The following is a 23,910-nucleotide window of genomic DNA, read 5'->3' as shown; positions in this document are numbered from 1 at the left end:
TCGTCCCGTGGATGTTTACATGCGTGCAAATTTATACAAGTGTGTAGATATGGCAATCCCGAAGCGAACCGAACGGTCCCGAACTCTCATCCTTGATGCCGCAGACGCGGCGTTTGGGGAGAAGGGATTTGCCGCCACGTCCGTTGAGGAAATCGCGATGCGGGCGGGTTTGGCCCGCAAGACAGTTTACAACCTGTTCGCCTCGAAAGGTGACATTGCCTCGCAGCTCATCGCCCGCGTGGAAGCAAATGATGCGCCCTATCGTGAGCGAATGGCGGCCAGTGAAGACGCGTTGCGCCTGCTCGAAGACGTCTTCCTCGACAGCGCGGGTTGGTGCTTGGCAAATCCCTCGCTTGCCAAGCTGGCCCTTGCACCTGCTAACCGGCCATCCCTTGAACCGCCTCCCGACAGACCATCATTCCAGCGGCTTGTCAGGGATATTCTGATACTCGGCCAACGGCAGGGTGTCATTCGCAAGGATGATGACCCCAATTTCATGGCGCTGGTTCTTCTTGGTATCTACGGGCAGGCGATGCTTTCAGCGCTCGCCGGAAGGCAGTTCACCAAGGACGAAATCAGACACATCATCCGTATCGTCGTTGAGGGCATCGGGGAACGTTCATCGCGGTGAGGCGTCTTGTCGCGCAAATCCAGATCTTGCATCAGGTCGGGCCGGCGTTGAATCTTCAGGGAGATTTCTGCCGGAATTGCGTGACAAACTTAGGCTGCGGCCCGCTTCCAACCCACGGCGAGCAAGCCCGCGCCGATCATCAATGAACCGTCTGTGCGGTTGACCGCCCTCTGAACACCAGGCTTGCGGATCGTCTTGCGCGCCATCGAGGCCATGAGGTCGTAAGCGGCAGCGTTGGCGGTTGACGCACGAGGAATATCACCTCGAAAACGACCATCTGGAAGGCGATCGGCTCCGCATGATTTCAAGAACTGCGGAAGGAACGCGACGAAGCTGATGCCTTTCAGGTTCAGAGCGGCGACGTCGATTGACAAAACCGTACATGACTATACGGTTCTTCCCACAATGGTTGGACGATCGACATCAAAGCAGATTGAGCGGCGCAAGCGGATTGAAGACGCGGCCTACGCTGTCCTATGCGAATCAGGCTACAAGAGCACGAGTTTGCTCTCGGTTGCGCGTCAGGCTTCGGCATCCAACGAGACGCTCTACAACTGGTATGGGAACAAGCAGGGTTTGTTCCGATCGTTGATAGAGGAGAATGCGCGCGAGGCCCGAAAATTGCTGTCGGATGCTCTGACGGAAGCACACGATCCATTAGCAACCGTTTGGGCACTCGGTCCGATCCTGCTTGCGCTCGTGACCTCGAACAGAGCCGTTGCGCTTAACCGTGCAGCCGCCGCTGACGTTGCTGAAACCCATTCTCTTGGTCCGTCGATAAGTGAACTCGGCCGCGAGACCATCCGGCCACTGCTTTCGGAACTGTTGGGAAGGGCTGCCCACGAGGGACTGATCGCGTGCACAGATCCTGATCACGCGGTCGACATCTACTTTCGCCTGCTGATCGGCGATCTTCAGATCCGTCGTGTCATCGGTGTTTTGCCGGAACTGACCCCCACTGAAATCGAGGAGCGAGCCGAGGGGGCGATGATCCTTTTCGTCCGGCTGTTCGCCCCTACTCCTACTGAGTTTTCGCGAGAACGGTCGGAATGATGCACGCACTCCGTTTCCTATCATTGATAGCGCTCGTCCTCTCGGCGGCGATCTTCGGCTTCTTCTTTGCTTGGGTGTGTTCGACGATGTGGGGCCTAGATCAGGCGGAACCGGCGGTTTCGATCGCCGCAATGCAGGCAATGAATGCATCAGTACGAAACGCCATCTTCGCACCAGCATTCTTCGGCACGCCAGTCGTGCTTCTCATCACGGCGAGCGTTTGCTGGCTTGCAAAGCAACGCCCTGCTGGGCTGCTGTTTCTCGGCGCTGCGGCGGTCTATTTCTTAGGTGGGATGATGTTGACGATGCTGGTCAACGTCCCGATGAACGAGGCGCTGGCTGCGGCCGTCGTTCCGGCAGACTCGGCGGAAGCCGCGCGCATCTGGACGCACTATTCCGCACCTTGGCAAACTTGGAACACGATCCGGACAATCGCTAGCGGAATCACGCTTGCACTTGTCGGAATAGCACTGCTCATTTTGCCCCCGCCGACAGGCCAGCCGGTTCAAACAAGTCACGACTGACGCGCTCAGCCGGGTTAGTCAAACCTGCCGAACAATGGTGCCTACTACATCGACGAGCAGACGCACGGCAGTCTGAGCCGAAAGCCCATCTATATCTGCGGGCGGAAAGAGTTCAACGAGGTCGAATCCAACGATTCTAGTCCTTGTGCCGAGGCCTGCGATCAGGTCGATCACCTGCGAATAGGTGAGACCACCGGGGGCACGCGCGGCCACGCCGGGCATGACGCCGGGATCGAGACCATCGCAGTCGAGTGTGATAACAACCCGCGCGCCTTCAGGAACATGCCGCAGTGCTGGTTCCATACCGAACGCGTGAATTTCACGGGCCGTGACGAAGCGGCTGCCATACCGCTGCGCCGCCTCGATCTCAGTAGATCGTGCGCTGCCGACGCTGCGTAGGCCGACTTGCAGTATGCCAACGACATGGGCCATCTCGCTCGCGCGGCGCATCAGACTCGAGTAGCCGTGGCGTTCGCCGTGCACCTCGTCACGCCAATCGATATGCGCATCGATCTGCACGACCCAAACCGGCCCATGGTCTTCAAGACCCCAGAGGAAGGGAATAACGACGGAATCATTGCCCCCAAGCAGGATTGGGACCGCCGGTATTGCCAGCACTTCCCGTGTCTTGGATTCTATGCGAACCCGGTTGCCGGCATTGTCATGTAGAACGGTAGGGATGTCGCCCACGTCGATACAAGAGACTGGCTGACCATCGAACAGTGTCCCGCCGAGATCGAAATCCCAGTGGTCTATAAGCGCGCTATCTCGCATAAGCCAGCCTATTTATTCGCTTAAATTTAACTCAGCGAGTGGTCGAATGAGACTTCTTTGTTGCTGACTGCCGTCTGGTACAAGGCTCCTTTGGATATGGTCCGCCTACTCGTCACATATATGGAACTGTGCGCTCCTCCCTGCGATGCTGTTCTAGCCCCAAGTCTTGCGGCAGTTTGCATCGCCAAGGAAGTCCCCGCTCCAGAGGAATATCTGGAGCTCTATCGAGCTGTGGGTACGCCGCTGCAATGGGACGATCGGCTCAGAATGCCAAGAGACGAGCTTTGCAAATTTATCGCGAGCTCTATGACATCTATTTACGTTCTACGGATTGAGGGGCGATCGGTCGGCTTATGCGAATTCGAGGGCGTGGGGACAAAGTCCGTGGAACTGAAGCACTTTGGACTAACACCCGGCTTCCAAGGCCGCGGACTTGGGTCATATCTTTTGAACTCAGCGCTGCGTTCGGTATGGAGTTGCCGACCAGAAAGGATATGGCTTCACACCGATACAAATGATCACCCGAAGGCAAAGTCGACTTACGAGCGCGCAGGGTTCAAAGCTTACGCGGAAGTGTGGGAGGAGTTTCCAGACTGAAGGTGGATGCAAAGATGGGCATCCACAGGCGTTTCTGTGGGACGTGAGCGAGCCGCCTTTACCAGTCATTCTGAGGGCACGCCGCGACCGCCGCGCAGGGCTCGCCCGAATAAGATCGAATCGTGGTCTCAGCGGCAGCACCGCGAGCGTGACTGACACGCCGACCGTCAACTGCCATGAAAATTTCTCAGCGTATCTTGAAAGGATTTCAACTTCGGCCTGCGCTGGTTTTTCCTAGACTTGTTCTCCCAAGATCACGGCGTTGGGAAGTGACCTTCAATCCGGGTAGGCTTTGGCTGGGTCATGGCCTTCAACACACCAGGCGAACATGAAAGAGGATGCCCTTGAACGCAAATGGAAGGACCTTGCCCATGACACCCCCCAGGTGGCAAAAGCCAAGGGGGAGCGCCGCTTGTCTGTCTCACCGCCTATACGAAGCCTATGGCCAGCTTGGTCGACGCACATTGTGACGTGATGCTTGTCGGCGACAGCGTCGGCATGGTGCTACATGGGCCGCCTTCCACGGTCGACGTCACGCTCGTGATGATGACCATGCACGGCCAGGCCGTCAGACGCGGCATTGAACGCGCTCTCCTTGTGGTCGATATGCCCTTCGGCGCCTATGAGGAAAGCCCCGAGCAGGCGTTCTGGAACGCCGCGCGCCTTCACTGCCGCCTAACATCATTCCAGCAATGCGACGCTTTCTAGCTGACACGTTTGAGTTGGTGATGCTTTCGACGATTGCGGGCGTGTTGGCAGAGATCGCGATCGCAAGGCTGACGCTTGAACGGACCTTGAGGATCCGCCTTGCCGCGTTTCCTCTTATGCTTCGCACTAGGCGGCCCTATCGCCTCTGTGGCGATTGGCTTTTCAGCCCCAAAACTTCGCTTGCAGTGTTCCCGGCGTGCGACAAGAGGCCATCTCGTCGCCAAGTCATCTCCGACGCGTCAAGACGTTCTTGCGCTCCATAGCACCGCGAATAACCAAATGTTTTGATGCCCGACGACGTCGCTTCATTCGGCGCCTTGTCGACAGCCATGGTCAGCAGTGAACCGCCTGGCTGCCCGAAGCTCAAATAAAGCCAATACCTCACCCATCCTTGTCGGTTTTTTGGGCCGGGAAGCGCATCAGGCGAATAGGTCAATGAACGAGCAGCAAATTTCAGAGCACCGCCCAGCGGGTTGGTTCGATGACGGGAGAGCGTCGTCGAATGAGGTTCAGAGCGAACAGCCCACCTATATCGACGCAATCCGTTCGGCTCTCGAGGACGAATTGGCAGATGATGAGCGCGTTGTCCTTATCGGCCAAGACATTGGCATCATGGGAGGCGCATTTCGCGCAACCCAAGGCCTCTGGCAACGCTTCGGCTACGAGAGGGTCATCGACACACCAATTTCGGAAATAGCAATGACCGGTGCCTGTATCGGCATGGCCATTTCAGGTATGAGACCCATCGCCGAGTTTCAGTTCGCCGATTTCATCTCATGTGCCTACGACCAATTGGTCAACGAGGCGGCAAAACTTTACTTTCGGTTCAAATGCGCCGTGCCGATCGTGATGCGGGCTCCCGCAGGCGGTGGCGTGGGCGCTGGCCCTTATCATTCGCAAAGCCCGGAAGCAGTGTTTGCACATTGCCCTGGCATCAAGGTCGTCTGTCCCGGCACGGTGCAGGACGCATACGATATGATGCGCTTGGCAGTGGCCGACCCGAACCCGGTTCTCTATTTCGAGCACAAGGCGCTATACCGCTCGATCCGCGGACCGCTTCGGCGCCGCAAGCCAGAAGGAACGCTGGGCCGGGCCCGGGTCCTGCGCGAAGGGCGCCACGTCACCGTAGTCTCTTACGCCGCGGTTCTGAATAAGGCGCTCGAGGTCGCTGAGAAGCTAGCGGGCGATGGAATTGACGTCGAGGTCATCGACCTTCGCAGCATCAACCCCATCGACTTCGACACCATTGCCGCTTCCGTAAGCAAGACCTCGCGCGCGATCATTGCTCACGAAGACACATACACGCTCGGTATCGGCGCAGAGATTGCCGCTCGGCTTGCTGATCGTTGCTTATTCGATTTGGACGCGCCGGTGATGCGCGTAACAGCTCCTGACACACCCATCCCGGCCGCAAAACCCCTTGAGGAGGCATTCGTGCCGTCGCACGCGAGGATCGAGGCCGCCATCAGGGAGATTGTCGCGCTATGAGCTCGCGCACCAAAAACGAACGGCCCGGCAACAACAGTGCATTGCAGCAGGCTCGCACGAACCTCAATGTCCCCGTCGGGTTGGAACTCTATCGTTGGATGGGCCTCTCGCGTGCCATCGAGGACAAGCTCCACATCATGAAGCGGCAAGGCCGCTTGCCCGGCCGGCTCGTTACTGGACGGGGCCAGGAAGCGATTCCGGTCGGCTCCGCACTGGCGCTCGCCGCCCATGACGTTGTGTGTCCGCTGCATCGCGATCTGGGCGCCAATCTGATCAAAGGGATCACTCCGGAGGAGTTCCTTCGCAGCTATCTGTGGAAAATTGGTCACCCTTCCGAAGGTCGTGATAGCGACGTTCATATCGGCGATATCAGGCGCGGCATTTACCCCATGATCTCGCATCTGCCGGACTCATGGCCGGTGGCCTTGGGCTTCGGCATCGCCTCCTCGTACATGAAACTAGGCCGCGTGACACTGGCGTTCTGCGGCGACGGGGCCACCTCGACCGGCGCCTGGCACGAAACCATGAATATGTCGGGGCTGTTTCATACCCCGAATGTCTGGGTAATCGAGAATAACAAATACGCCTATTCGACTCCGGTGGCGAAGCAGTACGCGGCCATGAGCCTTGCCTCCCGCGGCGCAGCCTATGGAATGCCCGGCGTTGAGGTCGACGGGAACGATGCCTTTGCCGTGTACAGTGTAGTCAAGGAAGCGGTCGATCGCGCCCGGGCCGGCGGTGGCCCTACTCTCATCGAAGCGCACACCATGCGCATCGACGGCCACGCGGTTCACGACGATGCCTCCTATGTGCCCAAGGACCTCATCGAAGAATGGAAGCAGCGAGATCCGATCGTGCTGCTTCGCGATCGGCTGCTGTTGGCCAATGTGGGGCAACCAACGCTGTCCGAGATTGACAAGGCGAACCTCCAGCTTGTCGAAAACGCGGTGAAAGCCGCTGAAGCCGCGCCCATGCCGGATCCGGCCGGCATGGAGAACGAGGTCTATGCTCCAGCGGAGGCCGCCTCGTGGATGCTACTACCGAGGTGCACATGAGTGACAAAATGTATGACGTCGCAATTGTTGGCGGCGGGCCTGGCGGGTACGGCGCTGCGCTCTATGCTGCGAACGCTGGTCTATCAGTCGCTCTGATCGAAAAGGAGCGTCCTGGGGGCACATGCCTGCATCGGGGCTGCATTCCCGCAAAGGCTCTTCTCGAAACAGCTCATGTCGCCCGGACTATTGCGCATGCCGCGGAATTCGGCATCAGCGCCGAGAAGGGTCCGATTGACTTCGGCCAAGCTCAAAAGCGTAAGCAAGGTATCGTCGAGCAACTGACGCGTGGCTTGGCTGGGCTCTTGAAGCAGCGGCGCGTCGACCTGATCCCCGGTGTGGGCTACCTGCGCGCCGATCGCACCGTTACGGTCAACGGCCAGGAGACCATTCGCGCCAAGCACATCATCCTGGCGGCGGGATCGAAGCCACGGGCCCTTGATCTATGTCCAGTAGACGGTCGGCGCGTGCTGTCGTCCGATGAGGTTCTGTCGCTCGATCGGCTGCCAGCATCGGCGATCGTCATCGGCGGCGGTGTCATCGGTCTCGAATTCGCGTCGATGATGGTCGATCTTGGCTGTAAGGTCACAGTTCTCGAGGCGGCACCGCAAGCCTTGCCGGCGCTCGACGCCGACGTCGCCGCGGTTTTGGTCAAGCAGCTGAGAAAGCGCGGCGTCGAAATCCGAACCGGAGTGAAGCTCAAACACTGCGAACCTCAATCAAAAGGCGTGAAGTTGTCGCTTGAGGACGGGTCCGCAGAAGCCGACTGTGTCATTGTCGCCATTGGACGTACACCCGCGACCGAAGGTCTGGTCGATCCGGCATCCGGTGTGAAGCTTGGCAGTGGAGGCACCATTTCCGTTGACGCGAAAATGCGCACGGGTGTTCCCGGTGTCTACGCGGTCGGGGACTTGGTTCCGACGCCGCAGCTCGCCCATGTGGCCTTTGCAGAAGCGATGGTTGCAGTGAAGGATATCCTCGGCGAGGAGCCGGCACCGATAGACTATGACCTGGTGCCATGGTGCGTCTACACAGCCCCCGAAGTCGCCTTCGTTGGAATGACGGAGTCCCAGGCGAAATCGTCTGGTATCGAGGTTGTCGTGAAGAAGGAGAGCTTTGCGGGAAACGGCAGGGCCATGATCCTCGGAGAAAGCGACGGGCTCATCAAGGTCATCGCAAAGCGGGCGTCGGACGGGCGTGCCGGTGCGATCGTCGGCGTACATATGGTTGGTCCGTGGGTGACCGAGCAATTGGCCAGCGCGTATCTCGCAGCGAATTGGGAAGCGACACCGGACGACGTCGCGCCCCTCGTCTTTCCCCACCCATCCTTGAGTGAGGCTCTAGGCGAAGCGTACATCGCCCTGACTGGACGGGGGTTGCACTTATCATGACCGACATTTGTATGCCGCAACTCGGCGAATCCGTCACCGAGGGAACAATCACGACATGGCTGAAGTCACCCGGCGAGACAGTCGAAATTGACGAGTCCATCTGCGAAGTCGCCACGGACAAGGTGACGTTCGAGGTGCCTTCACCGCAGGCCGGCACTCTAGCGGAGGTTCTTGCCCCGGAGGGAAGCGTCGTTCCGGTGAATGCAGTGATTGCCCGCCTGGCCAGCGAAGGCAACTCTACGGCTCTCCCCCCAACACCGCGTCGAGACCAGGAGACCGCGCAGGTTGCGGTGCCTGGCCTGACGCCTGCATCTGAGGAGAAGCCCACGCGCCCCGCCATGCTCAGTCCGCTGGTGCGCCGGCTGGCCAAAGCGGCTAATCTCGATCCATCAACCGTTCTGGGCAGCGGTTACAATGGCCGGGTGACCCGCGACGACATCCTAAAGGCGATCAGCACGCAGACCGCGGACCCAGCGCCCCGCTCTCCAACACCCCAGCCTCCAGGCATGGCAGCCGTCTCCAAGTTAGCTCCGACCCCATTCCGTCCTGTCCCCGGGGACGGCGACACGATCATGCCATTCACCTTGGCGAGGCAGAAGACCGCCGAGCACATGGTCTATTCGGTTCACACCTCCCCTCATGGCTTCATCAGCTCAGAGGTGGACTACGGCGCGATTGATGCTGTTCGAAAGCAACGAAAAGACGCATTCAAAACCGCCTATGGTGTGAGCCTGACATATCTGCCGTTCGTAATACGCGCACTCACACTCGCAGTTCGCCAGTTTCCGCTCGTCAACTCCGCCATAGACGGCAACAATCTGATTGTTCGGAAGAACATCAACATCGGAGTCGCGGTCGATCTGTCTTACCAGGGCCTAATGGTGCCAGTCATCAGGGACGCGGACGGATTGAACCTTGTTGGCATTGCCCGTTCCATCGCTGACCTTGCCATGCGCGCCAGATCCAACAAGCTGAAGCCGGAGGAAATGTCAGGCGGCACGTTTACGGTGACCAATCCTGGTCCCAGCGGAACGCACCTCAGTATTCCGATCATCAACCAGCCGCAGGTGGCCATCATGGTCACGGATGGCGTGCACAAGAAGCCTTCGGTGGTCAGCCTTCCCGATGGAAGCGAGACGGTGTCGGTCCGGCCCAAGGGCTTTGTCGGTTTGTCAATGGATCATCGTGCATTCGACGGCGCGTACGCCGCCGACTTCTTGTCGACGGTGAAGCGGCAGCTAGAAGATCGTGACTGGGACGGAGAATTCTGACGTTGGCGATAGGGGCCCCGTAGCTCAGTTGGTTAGAGCGCGCGCTTGATAGTCGTCTGTGAAAATACGGACCTGATTTTGCGGGAATCGTGGCTTCGGACGGCTATTTCCGGCAAATTGAAACCGTGCTGCTGATTTCCACGCGGAACTGAGCCGGTTTTCCACCGAGAAGTGAGCCACCTCTGAGTATGGTTTTCTGATCAGGGTTTGGACAAGGGATCGCCTTTTTCTCCTCTCTTTAGGGCTGCTGCGGCCGAAGTGGCTTTGAAGCGGAAGCTGTCCTTCCCGGCTTCCAGGAATATGACAACGATGGGTCAGGCGCTCGACGAGAGCCGTCGTCATCTTGGCGCCGCCGAAGACACTGGCCCATTCGCTGAAGCTGAGGTTGGTGGTGATCACCACGCTGGTCCGCTCGTAGAACTTGCTCAGCAGATGGGAGAGCAGCGCTCCGCCTGAGGAGCTGAGCGGGAGATATCCCAATTCGTCCAGGTATGATCAGGTCGAACCTGATCAAGCCTCTGCGATCTGGCCCCGCTTTGCCCCTGGCCTTCTCCTGCTTAAGCGCGTTGACCAGTTCAATCGTGGAGAAGAACCGCACCTTTCGGCGATGATGCTGGATCGCCTGGATACCAAGGGCGGTCGCCACGTGGGTCTTGCCTGTTGACGGTGACGCTGTCGGTACATGGAACCATCGGCTTGGCCGGACACAATAGTTCGGGAAATCCACCTTGCTAAACCTGCTGACACGGCAGCAAGCGTTTCCGAGGAACGGCTGCTTTCATTAGGCGCAAGGTAGACGAATGGCATGCACGGACGCTTGCGCGTAAGCTCGCCTTATAAACCTGTCCAGATCGCGGCGAGCGTCTCCGGTGCGTTCCGACGTACCGCACCGCCCGGTCCAGGCATCGGCCACGAACGGTCCCCCATCCTTTTCTATCCCGCACCAGCAGTTGCTAGTCTCGTTATCAACAGGAAGGACGTCGGGCCGGGATAAAGCCTTGAGTCTGCCTGTTTGGCAGATGGAACCGCCGGCTGGATCAGAGCGCGCGGCGAGCACGCTTCTCGGACCCTGGCGTCCTCGCCCTGCCACTGCTCGCCGTTGTCTCCCCTGCCCGGCGGTGGCCTGTCCAAGCTGTTGCGCGGTGTGGAGGGGGATGGAACAGTCAGGAAACATATGCGGAAGTCCGGCCTTGCCACGGTGCTGTAGGAATCGTTCCACGTATCGGGAGGAGGGTGGGACATGCGCACTTTTCTCGGCACGTGTGAGCCGCACCGGAACTCGGTAGCCCAGCTGCGGGTGAGATTCGGCTTTCGCAGAGCGGCAGCATGTACGTCGCCGCCGTTTCCTCATTGCACCTGTGCCGTCGCGCCCGCTCCTCGGCAGCGGCGTCGACATTCTCGAGGATCGATAAGAATTTCCCACATGGTGTCGATAACGTATCATGATAAATAGATCCAATTTCTGGCATAGTTGTATTGATCGTATCCCTACTAACAGATATGAGGCATGTGTTCGCTTGGCACGGATGATTGACTGAACCGGGAAGAACAGACGCCTTGGAGTGGTGCACAGCCATCGCCCCTGGCGTTCTCCGGTTGAGCGACGATGCCGACGGGGCGGATAACAAAGACAGGGCACTGGCAGGGCACGACACCACAAAGCAAGTACCCCGATCCCGCAATCGCACGGTTTCAGGATACCGAACAGCTATGCCGTTGGCATGTCGCAATGAAACAGAAACTGATAGGAGCAAGCAGGCTATGCCGACGGTTGGAAACTGTTCCGGAAATGGTCCGATATCCTGGAACGTTGCCCTCGCCTCCGGCACTGCGCTCGCCATCATTCTCGCTTCATCAATATCTCTGGCGTCAGACGCCCTTGCGGCAGACGTCGAGGTGAATTCGCCATTTGTAGGCCAATATTTCCCTGAGCAGTTTCACCCGGGCGGCGGCACGTTCCTGCTCACGCGAACCGGGTTCATCTCCGACAACGGCAACTTTCGTTCTGCGCTCTCGACCGATGCCTACCCCGCGCCAGAAGTCGGATGGGACATTAGAGTTGACGGATCGATTCTTGCCACAGGGCCGGGTGGATCCGGCGTCGGGCTTTTCGGCCCCGACAAGCTGACCATCGGCGTCGATGGAAATGTCTCAGCAAACGGCTCGAACGGAAAAGGTGTCGCCGGCGTGGCAGGCGCCGACGTTACCAACTATGGGACGATATCAGGGCAAGCAAACGCTATTCTTGTCAACAATGGAAGTCTGTCCCTCACAAACCACGCCGGCGCCATAATCAACGGTACCGTGCAGATGGCGGGCGGGTCTGGGGGAACAGTGGACAACGCCGGAACAATTTCCGGCGGGACGCTAATGCAGATTGTGCTTCGCGGCGACTCCACGCTTATCAACCGGGCGAGCGGTCGGATCGAGAGCACGAACAATGGCGTCTTTATCCAGAACGGAACTGGAAATGTCGAGAATGGGGGCCGCATTGTCTCGACTCCGACGGCTACTTCCAATAGCGCAGTCTATCTTCACGGGAGCGGATCGCTCTTGAATGCCCAGAGCGGAGAAATCCGCGGATCGATCGGCGTGCGCTTTGGCAACTCCGGTGCTGTGACTGCCGGAACGGCGTCGCTCGTCAATCACGGCACCATCAGCGGGACAAACTATTATCCCGTCCTCTTTCAAAACGTCGAAGCAGCATCGCTGATAAATACAGGATCGCTGGTCGGTGGACAGCACGGAGTGCTCGTTACGGGAACGAATGCGTCTATCATCGACAACACAGGTCTGATCAGAGGCGATCGTGCCATCGTCTTCTCCGGTTCAGGCATGCACACTATTGCCAATTCCGGGCAGATCGTGGCGACAAGCGGACCGGCCATTAGCAAGACCGGCGGTAGCTTCGACCTGGTGCTCCGGACCGGCTCTCAGATCACGGGCGACGTGATCGGTAGTTCTTCTGATACCCTCCGACTTGAAGGAATGGGTAGCGAGGATGCTGCTTTTAAGGGCTTCGGCACTGTCTCCATGGCAGGCAGTCAATGGATGCTCTCAGGGACCGTGCACGGTGAATCCCTCGTGGTCGACAGCGGCGTTCTCACACTGACCGGGGACGCGAGTTTCACCAACACCAGCGTTTCCGCCAATGGACGGCTTATCGTCAATGGATTGATGCAGAACACCGCGGTGACAGTCGAGAACGGTGGGGTTCTCGGCGGCAGCGGGGATGTTGGGCCTGTTGCAATCGGCAATGGTGGTATCCTGACGCCGGGCAATTCGATAGGGACACTAAATGTGGTCGGGGACCTGACGTTTGCGGCGGGTGGGCGTTACGATATCGAAGTCGATTCGGAAGGCACGGCGAGCGACAAGGTGGTCGTGGTGGGAACCGCGACGATCAAGGGCGGAACAGTCGCCCACATCGGTTACTCCGGTACCTACAAGCCACTCTCGACCTATCGTATTCTTGAGGCTGGCATGGGGCTCAGCGGCGCCTTTGGGCAGGTGACCTCCGATTTCGCCTTCCTCGTCCCCGAACTTATCTACAACTATAACGCCTTCACCGTCGACCTGTCGCTCGCCCGCAACGATATCGACTTTGCCGCCAAGGCGAGTACGCGCAATCAACGCGCTGCGGCCACGGGCGCAGAGAGCCTGGGCATGGGTCATAACCTGTATGACATCATTGTCGGCCTGCCTGATGAACCGATAGTGATCGGTGTGGCCTTTGACGCCTTGTCAGGCGAGCTCTATGCGAGTACGCGGACAGCGCTGATTGAGGACAGCCGCTTGCTGCGCGATGCGGTAAACGATCGCCTCCGAGCCGCCTTTGCCAGAGTTGATGCACCGGCGATGCCGATGCTGGCCTATGCGCAACCAGGGTTGACCGCGACCCGGTCGGGCGCTGGAGCCGCCAGCTCCTCTGCCGGTCCGGTGGATGGTCTTGCCGTGTGGGGCCAAGGTTTCGGCTCTTGGGGCTACAGCGGCAGTGACGGCAATGCCGCCGAGCTGAAGCGCTCTACCGGCGGCTTTGTGCTCGGGGCGGATGCGGCCCTCGCCGACAATCTGCGGCTTGGAATCCTCGGCGGCTACAGCCACACCTCCTTCGATGTGTGGGCCCGTAACTCCGGAGGCTGGTCCAACAACTATCACCTCGGCCTCTACGGCGGCACTGACTTTTCGGTCGGCCCAGGCACCTTAGGTTTGCGAACCGGACTTGCCTATTCCTGGCATGACATCAACACCAGCCGGCAGGTCAATATCGGGACCTTTTCCGACAGCCCGCAGGCGCATTATAGCGCCGGCACGATGCAAGCCTTCGGTGAGGTAGCCTACCGCAGCATGCTCGGACAGGCCTTTATTGAGCCGTTCGCGGCGCTCGCCTACGTCGGGCTCGACACAGACGACTTCCAGGAGACCGGCCTGCAAGGCGCGAACGAGGCGGCCATCGCCGGCACAGAAAGCAGCACCGACACTACCTTCACCACGCTCGGCCTCAGAGCCTCCACCTATGTTGCTTTCGGGGGAGTGAGGCTGACACTCTCGGGTGCACTCGGCTGGCGCCATGCCTTCGGCGACCTGACACCCATGTCAACTCACGCCTTTGCCACGGGCGTGCCGTTCAGCGTCGCTGGCACGCCGATTGCCTCCGATGCGGCAGTCCTCGAGGTGGGGCTCGGCCTTGGCCTGACGGATGCTACCTCGCTTAACGTGACATATGAGGGTCAGATAGCCGACTCCGGCCAGGACCACGGTCTGCTCGCGAAGCTCATCGCCAGATTCTAACCAGCGGTGAGGCTCTCGAAAGTTTCTGGAGTTTTGGCAGGCTTGCGGAGAGGCGGCGGTCTGTGATCGTGCCGGGGAAAGGTTTGTCGGGGAGCCGTCGCTGGCGGATAATGTTGAAAAACGCGGCCCCGCTGAACTCACAAAATACGCTTTTGCTTATTCTGCGCGTCCGCGATCCCACTTGATGAGGACGTGTTCCGGGAACCGACGATCGATATATTTATCCATCTCGAGCGTGAGCCGGCTATCTCCACAGCTAAATTCCTCTCTTTCCTGTGCCGGCAGATCGGAACGAGATCAACGGAGAGGCGGTAGCGCTCAACAGGACGGTAGCCGGATAGTCAGATTCTGATAGTCAGGCCATCACTTGATCCAGCTCCGCCGACGAGCTGGCAGTCGGTCGCAATCGCCAAATAAACAGTTGCTTCGGTCGTTAGAGGATTCGAACCGCGTCTATCTTTTCTGCACGCTGACCGTCATTATCGCGGCCCCAAGTTGATCGCGTGCCGTTCTACGCCGAGGGCAATCTTCCGCGCTCAAGGACCACAAGAGCAGCCGCAGTGAGTTGAGCAGGAGAGCGGAGTTGCAGCCAGCGGCGGCCAGGAGGGCATTGGCGGCTTCGCCCTGGGCATGAGCAAGATAGTTTAGTTGGGCCCATCCTGTGTTCGTTCTTTGATGTGGCCGATCACTCGAGCGCCGATCGTCGTCGCATCTGGCGCTGAATGGCGGGTGTCACGCGGTGCTTCTGGCCAGCGGAGAAGATCCTGAACTTGTGGCTGGGCGGAGCGCCGACCACCGCCACGCTTCCTGCGAGAACCCGACGATCCGCTCCTAGCCCATGCTGGCGCCCAGGTCCCGTCGCAAACTCTTCATCGAGATTACCCGGGGCGTGAAGGCTCCTCCTTGAGGAGGGTTTTCAGTTCAAAGGGCGCCATTTCGATCCGTCGGTGATCCTCCTGTCCGTTCGCTGGTACTTGGCTTACAATCTCAGCCTGCGCGACCTGGAAGAGGTACCGGCGGGGCGTGGCATCGGCTTCGACCATTCGACGATCCATCGCTAGGTCGTGCATTTCTCGCCGCTGTTGCTCGAGCGCTTCAACCGTCGAAAGCGTACGATCACCGGAAAGTGCCATGTCGACGAAGCCTACATCAAGGTCCGCGGTCGCTGGACGTATCTGTACCGCGCCATCGACAGCGTTGGCGACTCGGTAGAGTTCTTCTTCAGCGAGAACCGTGACCTGCAGGCTGCCTAACGCTTGCTCCGCAAGGCCCTGACGCGCCATGGAGGTCCCGAACGCATCGGCATTGACAGCAGCCAGACGAACCGTGAGGCAATCATTGCCTGCGATAGCCAGAACAGGCTGCGGGATCGATCCCGATGACGCCTGAAGCCGGTCAGCATCCGGCAGAACGAGTCTCTCAACAAACCCGATCGGGCAGGATCGTCGGCGTATCGATGGATCCGCCTGATGCTCGGCTTCAAATCAGAGGCCAGCGCAGCAACAATACTGTCCGGCATCGAAATGGTTCACATGATGAGCAAACGTCAAGCGAGGTATGCCTACAATCCAACACCATCCCTTGCCGAGCAGTTCAGCATCCTCGCTGCTTTGAAAGACAGTGGACTTCCAGCGTCGCGCATTCGAGTTTGCCACGGAACCTGACTAAGGCCGGTTGTCAGCGAAAACTCCATCCGCCTCCGCAATTCCTGCCAATACGTCGACTTCGCGTTAAAGTGTTGTGCCTGTGATCGCCACGCACAGTTCAGCTCGCGATGGAAAGTGTCGATAGATCGTGCCGAGAGCCAATAAAACAACGCCTTGCGCAGGCCTGACGGTCAGTCGGTCTCAGCGATGGTCATCGCGCACCTTGCGCGGGTGGGCGACTACGTCGCTTTTCGACCACCGTCGTTCACGAGGAAGGCAGTCGTGACCCGCGCCGTCAATCCGCCTGAACCGGGCCGCGTTGAGGTCAGCGTCCAGCCGTACCGGTCAACTACGCCGCGATGCTGAACAGTCTCAGCTTTGCGTCCGAATCCACCAGCTTGATCATCCTATGTGAGGATTTAAATGAACGATCTCCACCCTTCTGAAGCGACCGATCTCATCGGTCAGAGCTACAACACGCACACCGTTCTCAATCAGGCGAAGCCTGCGAGCGGGTTCAACGCTTTCGCTGGGGACACTGTCCTTCGTGAAGCGATCGAGCGCGAGGCGCCATGGGCGGCTGACCGCTGCGAGGCGCTCGGCGCTCTTGCTGGCGACGAACATGTACAGGAACTGGCGCGCCTTGCGAACCGTCATGTTCCGGAGCTCAGGACCCATGATCGCTTTGGCAATCGGATTGATTGGGTCGACTTCCATCCGAGCTGGCATGAGCTGATGTCGCTGGCGTGGAAGCACGAGGTTCCCAGTCTGGCTTGGCGTACCAATCAAAAGAATGGGCACACTGCGCGGGCGGTGTTGTCCTATGTCTGGAACCAGATCGAGCAGGGGACCAGTTGCCCAACTGGTCTGGCCTACGCCGCCTACGCCGGCTTTCAACACGAACCCGCTCTTGCGATCTGGGCCGAGAAGGTCAAAGGGACCGAGTACGAGTTCAGCCGCAAGGAAGTCGCGGACAAGCCATCGGTCGTCGTCGGCTACGGGATGACCGAAAAGCAGGCCGGCTCAGATCTACGCGAAACACAGACCACCGCTCGTTTTTCGCATTCGGAAGACTACCACGGAAAAACAGCCCATTGGTACGAACTGACCGGTCACAAGTGGTTCTGCTCAGTGCCCCAGGCCGACGGCTTCTTCACTTTGGCCAAGGTTAATGGCGAAGTGACTTGCTTCTTCCTACCGCGAACGCTTCCCGACGGAAGTTTCAACCGCTTCTTCGTGCAGCGGCTGAAGGACAAGGCGGGCAACAGATCCAATGCCTCCAGCGAGGTGGAATACGCGGGAACGCTAGCCATTCGCGTCGGCGAGGAAGGCAAGGGAATTCGGGAAATTCTCTCACACGGTCATCTTACCCGCCTGGATTTCGCTATCGGATCAGCTGGCCTGATGCGCCAGTCGCTGACGCTCGCGATGAGGCACACGACCACGCGAAACGCCTTCGGCACCACCATCGGTGACCGCCCGATGATGACAAACGTTCTGGCGGACATGGCCGTAGAAGTCGAAGCGTCCACATTGATGGCGCTTCGAGTGGCTAAAGCTACCGACCAACTGGCCGACGTCGAACATGAAAAGCTACTGGCCCGCGTTGCGACACCCGCTGCGAAATTCTTCAACTGCTCACGTGCCCCATCCATCGCCTACGAAGCGCTGCAGTGCCATGGCGGCAACGGCTTCATCGAGGAAAATCCGATGGCGCGCCTTTACCGCGAGGCGCCTCTTAACAGTATCTGGGAGGGAGCCGCCAACATGATGTGCATGGACGTGCGGCGCGCTATGACGAGGGATCCGCGCACGGTTGAGGCGGTGTTCGATGAGGTCAGGCCGCTGGCCGGACAGGACGCACGCTACGATGCAATGGTCAATCACGCCGAGCGCTTGGTTCGAGAAGCTTTGAGCGATGAGTTCTTTGCGCGTCCCATGAGCGAGGCAATCGCGCGAGTTCTACAAGGGGCGGAGCTGCTTAGATACAGCACCGACGAAGTCGCCGATGTATTCCTGAACACACGCAACCCGGGCACGTCCGGTTCCTGGGGCGTTCACTACGGGACGTTGGCTCTGGCCGTCACCCAATCCCAAGCGAAGAAAATCATGCAACGCGCGACGGTGACCGAATAGCACCAGCGACGGCTACCTTCTCCCCAGCACGATCATCGCGCTGGGGAAGCGAGCACAGATATCGCAAATGGATGAAGGTCGTATCTGATCGTTTTTACTTCCGTCTGCTCACAGGGAGCGCCGCTAAAATAACTTCTCCAGCGTGACCGGCAAATCCCTCACTCGCTTCCTCATATGGCGCCCGGTTGGCGCCCGGCACCACCGTGAGCACCCGCATCACATTCTGTCTCGAGGAAAAGCGGGACGTGGTGCACATGATCGAGGTGATCGAGCCGAACGGTCTTACCCACATGCTGTTGGCGGCTGGCCTAGTTGGCACCTCGCTACAAGCAGCAGCTTCGCCGGACGGCTGAGCACCTTCACCACGGCTGTCGAAACAGCCGGGCCGCTGTTGCGCGACGACGCTTGCGCAATGAGAACAGACGATCGCGCAAACTCCCAGAATCGACGTTGATCGCTCAAGGCGCACTGACAACACCGGCGGCGGTTCAAGCGCCGCTGGCCGTGGTTCCCACCTCAAATTCAGCCAATACGCCGTAGGTCCACTGGGTTTGTTTGCAGCTGTGAAGCCGGTCTGCGCGTGGCCCGCCGGGCACAGTCACGTGAGCAGGCGAATGAGTCGTGCCTCGGGAGACAGCCCGAAGACAACGGTCAAGCTGGCCAGCCTTTTCATCAACGCCTTATCTTGAAAACGGGAAATGAGCGTTTCAGAAGTAAAGTCGGATCGTCGCCCACGGCGAGATCGTCAAAAGAAAGATCCACCAAGTCTGGCAGACCTTGGGTTCGACCGAACCCAAGGACGTTACACTTTTTGGCGGGAACGCTTGGTAGTGCTTCAGCCAATAAGGCTTTCGACGGTTTGTAGCGGGTGGTTCGATTGTACGCGCAATCGGAGCGATCGGCAAAGCAGATCGCTGCAACGGATCCGAATACGAAAGGGGAGGAGAAAAATGGAATCGATCAGATCAGTTTCTGCAGATGCACCCAGTCGGGGTGTAACTGAGCGATTAGTCAAACAAAAAAACACGCCGTTCCAGGTTTTGTCGGCAAGCCTTATTGGAACAACTATCGAATACTTCGACTTTTATGTTTACGCCACGGCTGCGGTACTAATTTTCCCGCAGCTTTTTTTCCCGGGCTCCGATCCTACAACGGCCTTGCTTGCTTCCTTCGCGACATTCTCCATCGCGTTTTTTGCGCGCCCGCTGGGAGCTATCGTATTCGGGCACTACGGCGACAAAGTCGGTCGCAAGGCTACGCTGGTCGCCGCTCTTCTTACGATGGGCATTTCGACTGTCGTCATCGGAGTGCTTCCACATATTCGCACATCGGCCTGCTGGCTCCACTGCTGCTCGCGCTTTGCCGTTTCGGTCAGGGATTTGGCCTCGGCGGTGAGTGGGGAGGAGCCGTACTCCTCGCGATGGAAAACGCGCCCGAGGGGAAACGCAATTGGTATGGGATATTCCCTCAACTCGGTGCTCCTGTTGGTCTGTTCCTATCCTCAGGATTCTTCTGGATACTGTTGCATTTTATCAGCCAGGACGAGTTGCTGGCGTGGGGATGGCGATTGCCGTTTCTTGGCTCCGTCTTTCTCATCGGCATCGGATTGTGGGTGCGGCTGACAATTACTGAGACACCGGAGTTCGCGGCGGCAGTCAAGAAGGACAAGCGCGTCTCTTTGCCATTGGCCGAACTCTTCAAAAGCCACAAGCGCAGCTTATTTCTTGGCACGTTCGCTGTTCTCGCAACTTTCGTGATATTCTACATCTGCACAGCATGGCTTTTGTCATACACCATTCGGGTTGTTGGTATCCCTTTTAAGGATGCACTCCTCATTCAGCTCTATAGCTCACTGATTTTCGGAGTTGTCATCCCAATTGCAGGAAAGATTGCGGACCGTATCGGGCGCTATTCGTTCCTGATTCTGGTCACCGTGGCGATTGGTGCTTTCTCGTTCTTAATTGGCCCGCTCATGGCGGATGACGCACACAATGAAATGAATGTCTATGTCTTCGTCACAATTGGCCTGATGCTTATGGGACTGTCATATGGTGTGATCGGAGCGGCGCTCGCCCAACCATTCCCGACTCCAGTGCGCTATACGGGTGCGTCAATCACGTTCAATTTCGCGGGGATCTTCGGTGCTTCGCTCGCGCCTTATGCGGCAACATGGCTACAGACGAACTATGGCATGGCTTATGTGGGCTATTATCTACTTGCTGCCGCGTTGATTTCTCTTTTTTGTATTCTTGCATTGGGCCGCACTAAAATCTGAGGGAACTACCTATCGCCTGTTCTCCAAGCTCCAGTTCAGGTCTCCCTGATCTGTCGGGAGGCCTTTTGGAAAAAAGATGCGCTGGATGGGGCCCGCACGGCATCGTAGAGGTCGCAAAGGATTGCGTGGCGACTAACCTTGAACACTTTGGCCCAGAACGCAAGTTTGGCGAGCCCCACAAGATGCGTTCGCGCCTTTAGAAATGCCGTATCAGTGCTTCCGAATGGTTTGTATCTGGGGTCCTCGAAAGGACAAACCCCGGCGTTGGCACCCCCTGAGCTGGGTTGGCCGTTTGCTCGCCTGGCATCGGCAGGTTCTGGCCAGATTTTTTGCGTGCTCCTTGCACGCGAGGCCGCGCGCCCGAAGCAGACGCACGCGAATCTCCGAAGACACCGAGTTGACATGAATGATACGATTGTGACAATTTTCACGCTATGCGACATATTGTATCATAACGGAGCCGCCACATGCCGACGCATCCAGGATGGTCCCGGAGTGTCCATTCGTTCTTTTCAACAACCGCGCGCCCTTCCCGGATCAGCGAACTACCACTCCGCGGCGGGAGCCGGGCAATGCGATGTGAACGGCCCGTAGAAATCGTCTGCCAAGATGATGTGAAACTCGGTGGCCATCTCTGGTTGGCTGAGCGCACAGAGACCTGTGGTCGCGTAATCATCAATCCGGCAACAGGCGTCCTCGCCCGCTATTATCATCACTATGCCCGTTTTCTCGCTGGCCATGGGTTCGATGTCCTGACATATGATTATCGGGGGATTGGCGCCTCGCGTCCTCGGTCGCTATGGGGATGCGGCTATCGATGGCGCGACTGGGGCGAATACGACTTCGATGCCGCTGTTCGGCTGATGTGTGAACAGGATCGCGGTGGGTCCTTGCTCGTGGTCGGGCACAGCATTGGCGGCTTTCTTCCCGGGATGGCCGAGAGCGCAACAAAAGTCGATCGCATGCTGACAGTCGGCGCGCAGTATGCTTGGTGGCTTGACTACGCGCCGAGGCGTCGGGCAGCCCTCTTCCTGAAATGGCATGTCGCAATGCCACTGGTGACGGCCGTCTGCGGCTATTTTCCTGGCAGCCGTCTTGGATGGCTTGAGGATCTGCCCGCAGGAGTAGCAAACGAATGGAGCTTCCGGCGCTCGCGCGCGGAACTGAGCTATCCTCGCAGGCGGCGCCAGGAGGTTCTCAGGAGGTTCGAAGCGGTCACGGCCCCCATTCTGGCGGTCACCGCGTTCGATGACGAGTACGCAACGCTCCGCGCCGTCCGTCGTGGACTTGGCTATTACCGAAATGCCCCAACCACCGCTATAGAACTTGGCCCGGATGAACTCGGCGGAAATGCGATCGGGCATTTCAGCCTCTTCAACTCCAGGCATCAGACGGGGTTCTGGCTTGACACGATCCTTTGGCTTCGGGATGGCGTTAACCCGTGGGTCCCCCCCACGCGCTCCGATATCCGTCGGGTGCGGCGGTGAGCTAGCCGGACGAATTCATCGAAATCGAACCGTTCCACAGCGGTGCAGCGTTCATGGAACGGCTGGGACAGCGCCTCGCGTCATGAATTTCCGCCAATAGGTTTGGACGCAAAAAGCTTATCGAGAGGTTGCCCTGAAGGGAGAAATTCCATGAACGTTCATTCCGCGAACACGATCGCTCCCGCATCCGTAACGACATCTAGCTCCCGCAACATGACCTTCGGCGCGATCGTCGAACGCTCCAAACTGTCCTGAGGAGGCGGCGATGGCTCGATATCTCTGCCAGGACGATCCACACTCACTTGCCGTCGAAGCCAAGGTCTTGGACGCTCGGCCCGGAGCTGTTTTGCTCGACCGGACGTCAGCCTATCCAGGCGGCGGCGGACAGCTCGCAAACAAGGCGAAGCTATCCTGGGAGGGCCGACAGGTCGATCTGATCGGCTTCGAAGCAGACCCGCGCGGATGCTGGCATCTCTTTGACGGTGACCACAGTATCAACAGTGATGTCGTCGTCGATGTGAACCGCCCGTTCGGCGAACTTATGTGCGAGCTCCATACGGTCTCGCACATCGTGAACAACATCGTCTTTCACCATTTCGGCGGCGCGCTTGTGACCGGCGTGCAAATGTCCGACGATGGCTCGTTCCGCATCGACTTCGACATACCGGGGGCTGATAACGAGAGGCTAAAATCCCTCGAGCCGGAAATTAACGACGCAATTCGCCAGGATTTTTCCATTCGGCAGCACTACATCCCCATGGCCGAGGCCGAAGCAGAACGGGGCGTCATTCGCAGCAAGGCCGTCGCCCCACCGCCCCAGGAAGACGGCCCCGTGCGCATTGTCGAGTTGGACGGGTTTGATCGACAGGCCTGCGGCGGCACGCATCTGATGCATACCGGATTGGCCCGCCCCGTCCGCATTCTGAAAATCGACAATAAGGGGCGCCAGAACCGGCGTCTGCGCGTTGGCATTGCCGATCTGTTCCAAAACTGAGAACGGACAATGTCGGTCTTCAAGGAACTCGATTTCGACGGTCACGAGCAGATCGTATTCTGCAGCGATGACAGCGTCGGCTTAAGGGCCATCATCGCCATCCACAATACCCACCGCGGACCGTCGTTGGGCGGATGCCGGATGTGGGGATATGCCAGTGAGGGCGCCGCTCTCCAGGACGTTCTGCGTCTGTCCCGCGGGATGACCTATAAGGCGGCGATGGCCGGGATCGAGCTTGGCGGCGGCAAGAGCGTCATAATCGGCGACCCGACAAGGTTGAAGACGCCGGCATTGATGCAGGCAATGGGGCGGGCGGTCGACCGGCTTTCAGGCCGATATATCATAGCCGAAGACGTCGGTACGAACGTTTCCGACATGGGAGAGATCAAGAAGTCTACCCGTCATGTGGTGGGCCTCGGCCAAGCCGACGGTGGGGCTGGCGATCCATCTCCGACAACGGCCCGAGGCTGCTATGTCGGTTTGCGCGCTGCGGTCGAGCACACTTTCAAGACGGCCGATCTGCGCGGTGCCCGAGTGGCCATACAAGGGCTAGGAAACGTCGGTTGGCACCTGTGTCAGTACCTCAAGGAAGCCGGCGCTGAACTCGTGGTCAGCGACATTCGAGCCTCCAAGGCGGAACGCGCGGTCGCGGAGTTTGATGCGAAGGCGGTGACGACCGACGAAATTTACGAGGCAGACGTGGATGTTTTTGCGCCGTGCGCGCTGGGTGCCATCCTGAATGATGAAACGATCCCTCGCTTGAAGGCGAAAGTAATCGCGGGCGCCGCCAACAATCAGTTGGCCAAGCCGCAACATGCCGACGCATTGACCGACAGGGATATTCTGTACGCGCCGGACTACATCATCAATGCCGCGGGCCTTATCCGTGTAGATTCAGAAAGACGCGGATTTGACCCTCACTGGGTCAACCAGAAGGTCGATGAGATTTCCAACACATTGAAGGAGGTATTCGCCGTTGCGGAAAGTAATAGTGTATCGACGGCGGTCGCAGCAGAGCAACTGGCGACAGCGCGCCTTGGCCGGACGGGCACCCAGCAATAATTTTTGGTACGATTGTTGCAGTGGCCCTTT

At 58.7% G+C, this 23,910-nt stretch carries 15 protein-coding genes and 6 pseudogenes; 18 read left to right on the top strand and 3 right to left on the bottom strand.

The genetic code is table 11. The features are described 5' to 3' along the window. The first annotated feature begins 19 nt into the window (after positions 1 to 19). Positions 20 to 631, top strand: a complete 612-nt coding sequence (locus tag ACCO56_RS22730; RefSeq protein ID WP_433643145.1) for a TetR/AcrR family transcriptional regulator — start codon at positions 20 to 22, stop codon at positions 629 to 631. Positions 632 to 720: 89 nt separating this feature from the next. Here the strand turns inward: ACCO56_RS22730 and ACCO56_RS22725 are convergent. After that, positions 721 to 993: pseudogene (locus ACCO56_RS22725) on the bottom strand (LysE family translocator); the annotation flags it as partial. A gap of 43 nt (positions 994 to 1,036) precedes the next feature. Between ACCO56_RS22725 and ACCO56_RS22720 the strand changes: the two are divergent. Both ACCO56_RS22720 and ACCO56_RS22715 read left to right on the top strand, forming a co-directional pair. Continuing rightward, positions 1,037 to 1,684 (top strand): TetR/AcrR family transcriptional regulator, encoded by a 648-nt coding sequence (locus ACCO56_RS22720; protein ID WP_433643144.1) that lies wholly within the window; start codon positions 1,037 to 1,039, stop codon positions 1,682 to 1,684. Further along, on the top strand, positions 1,681 to 2,208 hold the full coding sequence (locus tag ACCO56_RS22715) for a DUF1772 domain-containing protein (RefSeq protein ID WP_433643143.1): 528 nt from the start codon (positions 1,681 to 1,683) through the stop codon (positions 2,206 to 2,208). Before ACCO56_RS22720 ends, ACCO56_RS22715 begins: the two co-directional genes overlap by 4 nt. An 18-nt stretch (positions 2,209 to 2,226) precedes the next feature. On the opposite strand, the gene ACCO56_RS22710 is transcribed toward ACCO56_RS22715, so the two are convergent. Next, a complete protein-coding gene (locus tag ACCO56_RS22710) occupies positions 2,227 to 2,982 on the bottom strand; it encodes an arginase family protein (RefSeq protein WP_433643142.1) in 756 nt (251 codons plus the stop codon). A gap of 96 nt (positions 2,983 to 3,078) precedes the next feature. Between ACCO56_RS22710 and ACCO56_RS22705 the strand changes: the two genes are divergently transcribed. The 7 genes and pseudogenes from ACCO56_RS22705 (at position 3,079) to ACCO56_RS22675 (ending at position 9,489) form a co-directional block, all read left to right on the top strand. Then, positions 3,079 to 3,579 carry a GNAT family N-acetyltransferase gene (locus ACCO56_RS22705; protein WP_433643318.1) on the top strand — a complete coding sequence of 167 codons (501 nt, stop codon included), beginning with the start codon at positions 3,079 to 3,081 and terminating at the stop codon, positions 3,577 to 3,579. Between the two features lie 371 nt (positions 3,580 to 3,950). Then, a pseudogene (locus ACCO56_RS22700) lies at positions 3,951 to 4,245 on the top strand (3-methyl-2-oxobutanoate hydroxymethyltransferase); the annotation flags it as partial. Positions 4,246 to 4,271: 26 nt separating this feature from the next. Continuing rightward, positions 4,272 to 4,550: an L-alanine exporter AlaE gene (gene alaE / locus ACCO56_RS22695; protein WP_433643140.1), complete on the top strand. Its 279-nt coding sequence runs from the start codon at positions 4,272 to 4,274 to the stop codon at positions 4,548 to 4,550. A 172-nt stretch (positions 4,551 to 4,722) separates the two neighbouring features. Further along, positions 4,723 to 5,775, top strand: a complete 1,053-nt coding sequence (locus ACCO56_RS22690) for an alpha-ketoacid dehydrogenase subunit beta (protein ID WP_433643139.1) — start codon at positions 4,723 to 4,725, stop codon at positions 5,773 to 5,775. Further along, positions 5,772 to 6,830 (top strand): thiamine pyrophosphate-dependent dehydrogenase E1 component subunit alpha, encoded by a 1,059-nt coding sequence (locus tag ACCO56_RS22685; protein ID WP_433643138.1) that lies wholly within the window; start codon positions 5,772 to 5,774, stop codon positions 6,828 to 6,830. The genes ACCO56_RS22690 and ACCO56_RS22685 overlap by 4 nt, the downstream gene beginning before the upstream one ends. Further along, positions 6,827 to 8,218 (top strand): dihydrolipoyl dehydrogenase, encoded by a 1,392-nt coding sequence (lpdA, locus tag ACCO56_RS22680; protein WP_433643137.1) that lies wholly within the window; start codon positions 6,827 to 6,829, stop codon positions 8,216 to 8,218. The genes ACCO56_RS22685 and lpdA overlap by 4 nt, the downstream gene beginning before the upstream one ends. Next, complete coding sequence (locus tag ACCO56_RS22675) at positions 8,215 to 9,489, top strand: dihydrolipoamide acetyltransferase family protein (protein WP_433643136.1); 1,275 nt, start codon at positions 8,215 to 8,217, stop codon at positions 9,487 to 9,489. Before lpdA ends, ACCO56_RS22675 begins: the two co-directional genes overlap by 4 nt. Positions 9,490 to 9,689: 200 nt before the next feature. Here the strand turns inward: ACCO56_RS22675 and ACCO56_RS22670 are convergent. Continuing rightward, positions 9,690 to 10,156: pseudogene (locus tag ACCO56_RS22670) on the bottom strand (ATP-binding protein); the annotation flags it as partial. 1,094 nt (positions 10,157 to 11,250) lie between these two features. Here ACCO56_RS22670 and ACCO56_RS22665 point away from each other — a divergent pair. From ACCO56_RS22665 to ACCO56_RS22630, 8 genes and pseudogenes are all read left to right on the top strand, one after another. Continuing rightward, positions 11,251 to 14,280 carry an autotransporter domain-containing protein gene (locus ACCO56_RS22665; RefSeq protein ID WP_433643135.1) on the top strand — a complete coding sequence of 1,010 codons (3,030 nt, stop codon included), beginning with the start codon at positions 11,251 to 11,253 and terminating at the stop codon, positions 14,278 to 14,280. Positions 14,281 to 15,227: 947 nt separating this feature from the next. After that, positions 15,228 to 15,944: pseudogene (locus ACCO56_RS22660) on the top strand (IS6 family transposase). 405 nt (positions 15,945 to 16,349) lie between these two features. Next, positions 16,350 to 18,062: an acyl-CoA dehydrogenase family protein gene (locus ACCO56_RS22655; RefSeq protein ID WP_433643134.1), complete on the top strand. Its 1,713-nt coding sequence runs from the start codon at positions 16,350 to 16,352 to the stop codon at positions 18,060 to 18,062. 203 nt (positions 18,063 to 18,265) lie between these two features. Beyond that, positions 18,266 to 18,415, top strand: a complete 150-nt coding sequence (locus tag ACCO56_RS22650; RefSeq protein WP_433643133.1) for a hypothetical protein — start codon at positions 18,266 to 18,268, stop codon at positions 18,413 to 18,415. 597 nt (positions 18,416 to 19,012) lie between these two features. After that, positions 19,013 to 20,337, top strand: a pseudogene (locus ACCO56_RS22645) (MFS transporter). 572 nt (positions 20,338 to 20,909) lie between these two features. Beyond that, positions 20,910 to 21,824 (top strand): alpha/beta hydrolase family protein, encoded by a 915-nt coding sequence (locus tag ACCO56_RS22640; protein WP_433643132.1) that lies wholly within the window; start codon positions 20,910 to 20,912, stop codon positions 21,822 to 21,824. 265 nt (positions 21,825 to 22,089) lie between these two features. Beyond that, positions 22,090 to 22,725, top strand: a pseudogene (locus tag ACCO56_RS22635) (alanyl-tRNA editing protein); the annotation flags it as partial. Positions 22,726 to 22,827: 102 nt separating this feature from the next. Next, entirely contained in the window at positions 22,828 to 23,880 is a 1,053-nt protein-coding gene (locus ACCO56_RS22630) for a Glu/Leu/Phe/Val family dehydrogenase (protein WP_433643131.1), read from the top strand. The last annotated feature ends 30 nt before the right edge of the window (positions 23,881 to 23,910 follow it).

The sequence above is a fragment of the Mesorhizobium sp. 1B3 genome (assembly GCF_050958605.1).
GTDB lineage: Bacteria > Pseudomonadota > Alphaproteobacteria > Rhizobiales > Rhizobiaceae.
Note: the sequence above shows the minus strand (reverse complement) of the source record. Positions and strands in the feature narration are given on the sequence as shown.

Coding starts and splice junctions, on each gene's coding strand:
- ACCO56_RS22720 (WP_433643144.1), top strand. CDS start 1,037: ATGGTTGGACGATCGACATCAAAGCAGATTGAGCGGCGCAAGCGGATT.
- ACCO56_RS22710 (WP_433643142.1), bottom strand. CDS start 2,982: ATGCGAGATAGCGCGCTTATAGACCACTGGGATTTCGATCTCGGCGGG.
- lpdA (WP_433643137.1), top strand. CDS start 6,827: ATGAGTGACAAAATGTATGACGTCGCAATTGTTGGCGGCGGGCCTGGC.
- ACCO56_RS22655 (WP_433643134.1), top strand. CDS start 16,350: ATGAACGATCTCCACCCTTCTGAAGCGACCGATCTCATCGGTCAGAGC.
- ACCO56_RS22690 (WP_433643139.1), top strand. CDS start 4,723: ATGAACGAGCAGCAAATTTCAGAGCACCGCCCAGCGGGTTGGTTCGAT.
- ACCO56_RS22675 (WP_433643136.1), top strand. CDS start 8,215: ATGACCGACATTTGTATGCCGCAACTCGGCGAATCCGTCACCGAGGGA.
- ACCO56_RS22665 (WP_433643135.1), top strand. CDS start 11,251: ATGCCGACGGTTGGAAACTGTTCCGGAAATGGTCCGATATCCTGGAAC.
- ACCO56_RS22640 (WP_433643132.1), top strand. CDS start 20,910: ATGCGATGTGAACGGCCCGTAGAAATCGTCTGCCAAGATGATGTGAAA.
- ACCO56_RS22630 (WP_433643131.1), top strand. CDS start 22,828: ATGTCGGTCTTCAAGGAACTCGATTTCGACGGTCACGAGCAGATCGTA.
- ACCO56_RS22705 (WP_433643318.1), top strand. CDS start 3,079: ATGGTCCGCCTACTCGTCACATATATGGAACTGTGCGCTCCTCCCTGC.
- ACCO56_RS22730 (WP_433643145.1), top strand. CDS start 20: ATGCGTGCAAATTTATACAAGTGTGTAGATATGGCAATCCCGAAGCGA.
- ACCO56_RS22715 (WP_433643143.1), top strand. CDS start 1,681: ATGATGCACGCACTCCGTTTCCTATCATTGATAGCGCTCGTCCTCTCG.
- ACCO56_RS22685 (WP_433643138.1), top strand. CDS start 5,772: ATGAGCTCGCGCACCAAAAACGAACGGCCCGGCAACAACAGTGCATTG.
- alaE (WP_433643140.1), top strand. CDS start 4,272: ATGCGACGCTTTCTAGCTGACACGTTTGAGTTGGTGATGCTTTCGACG.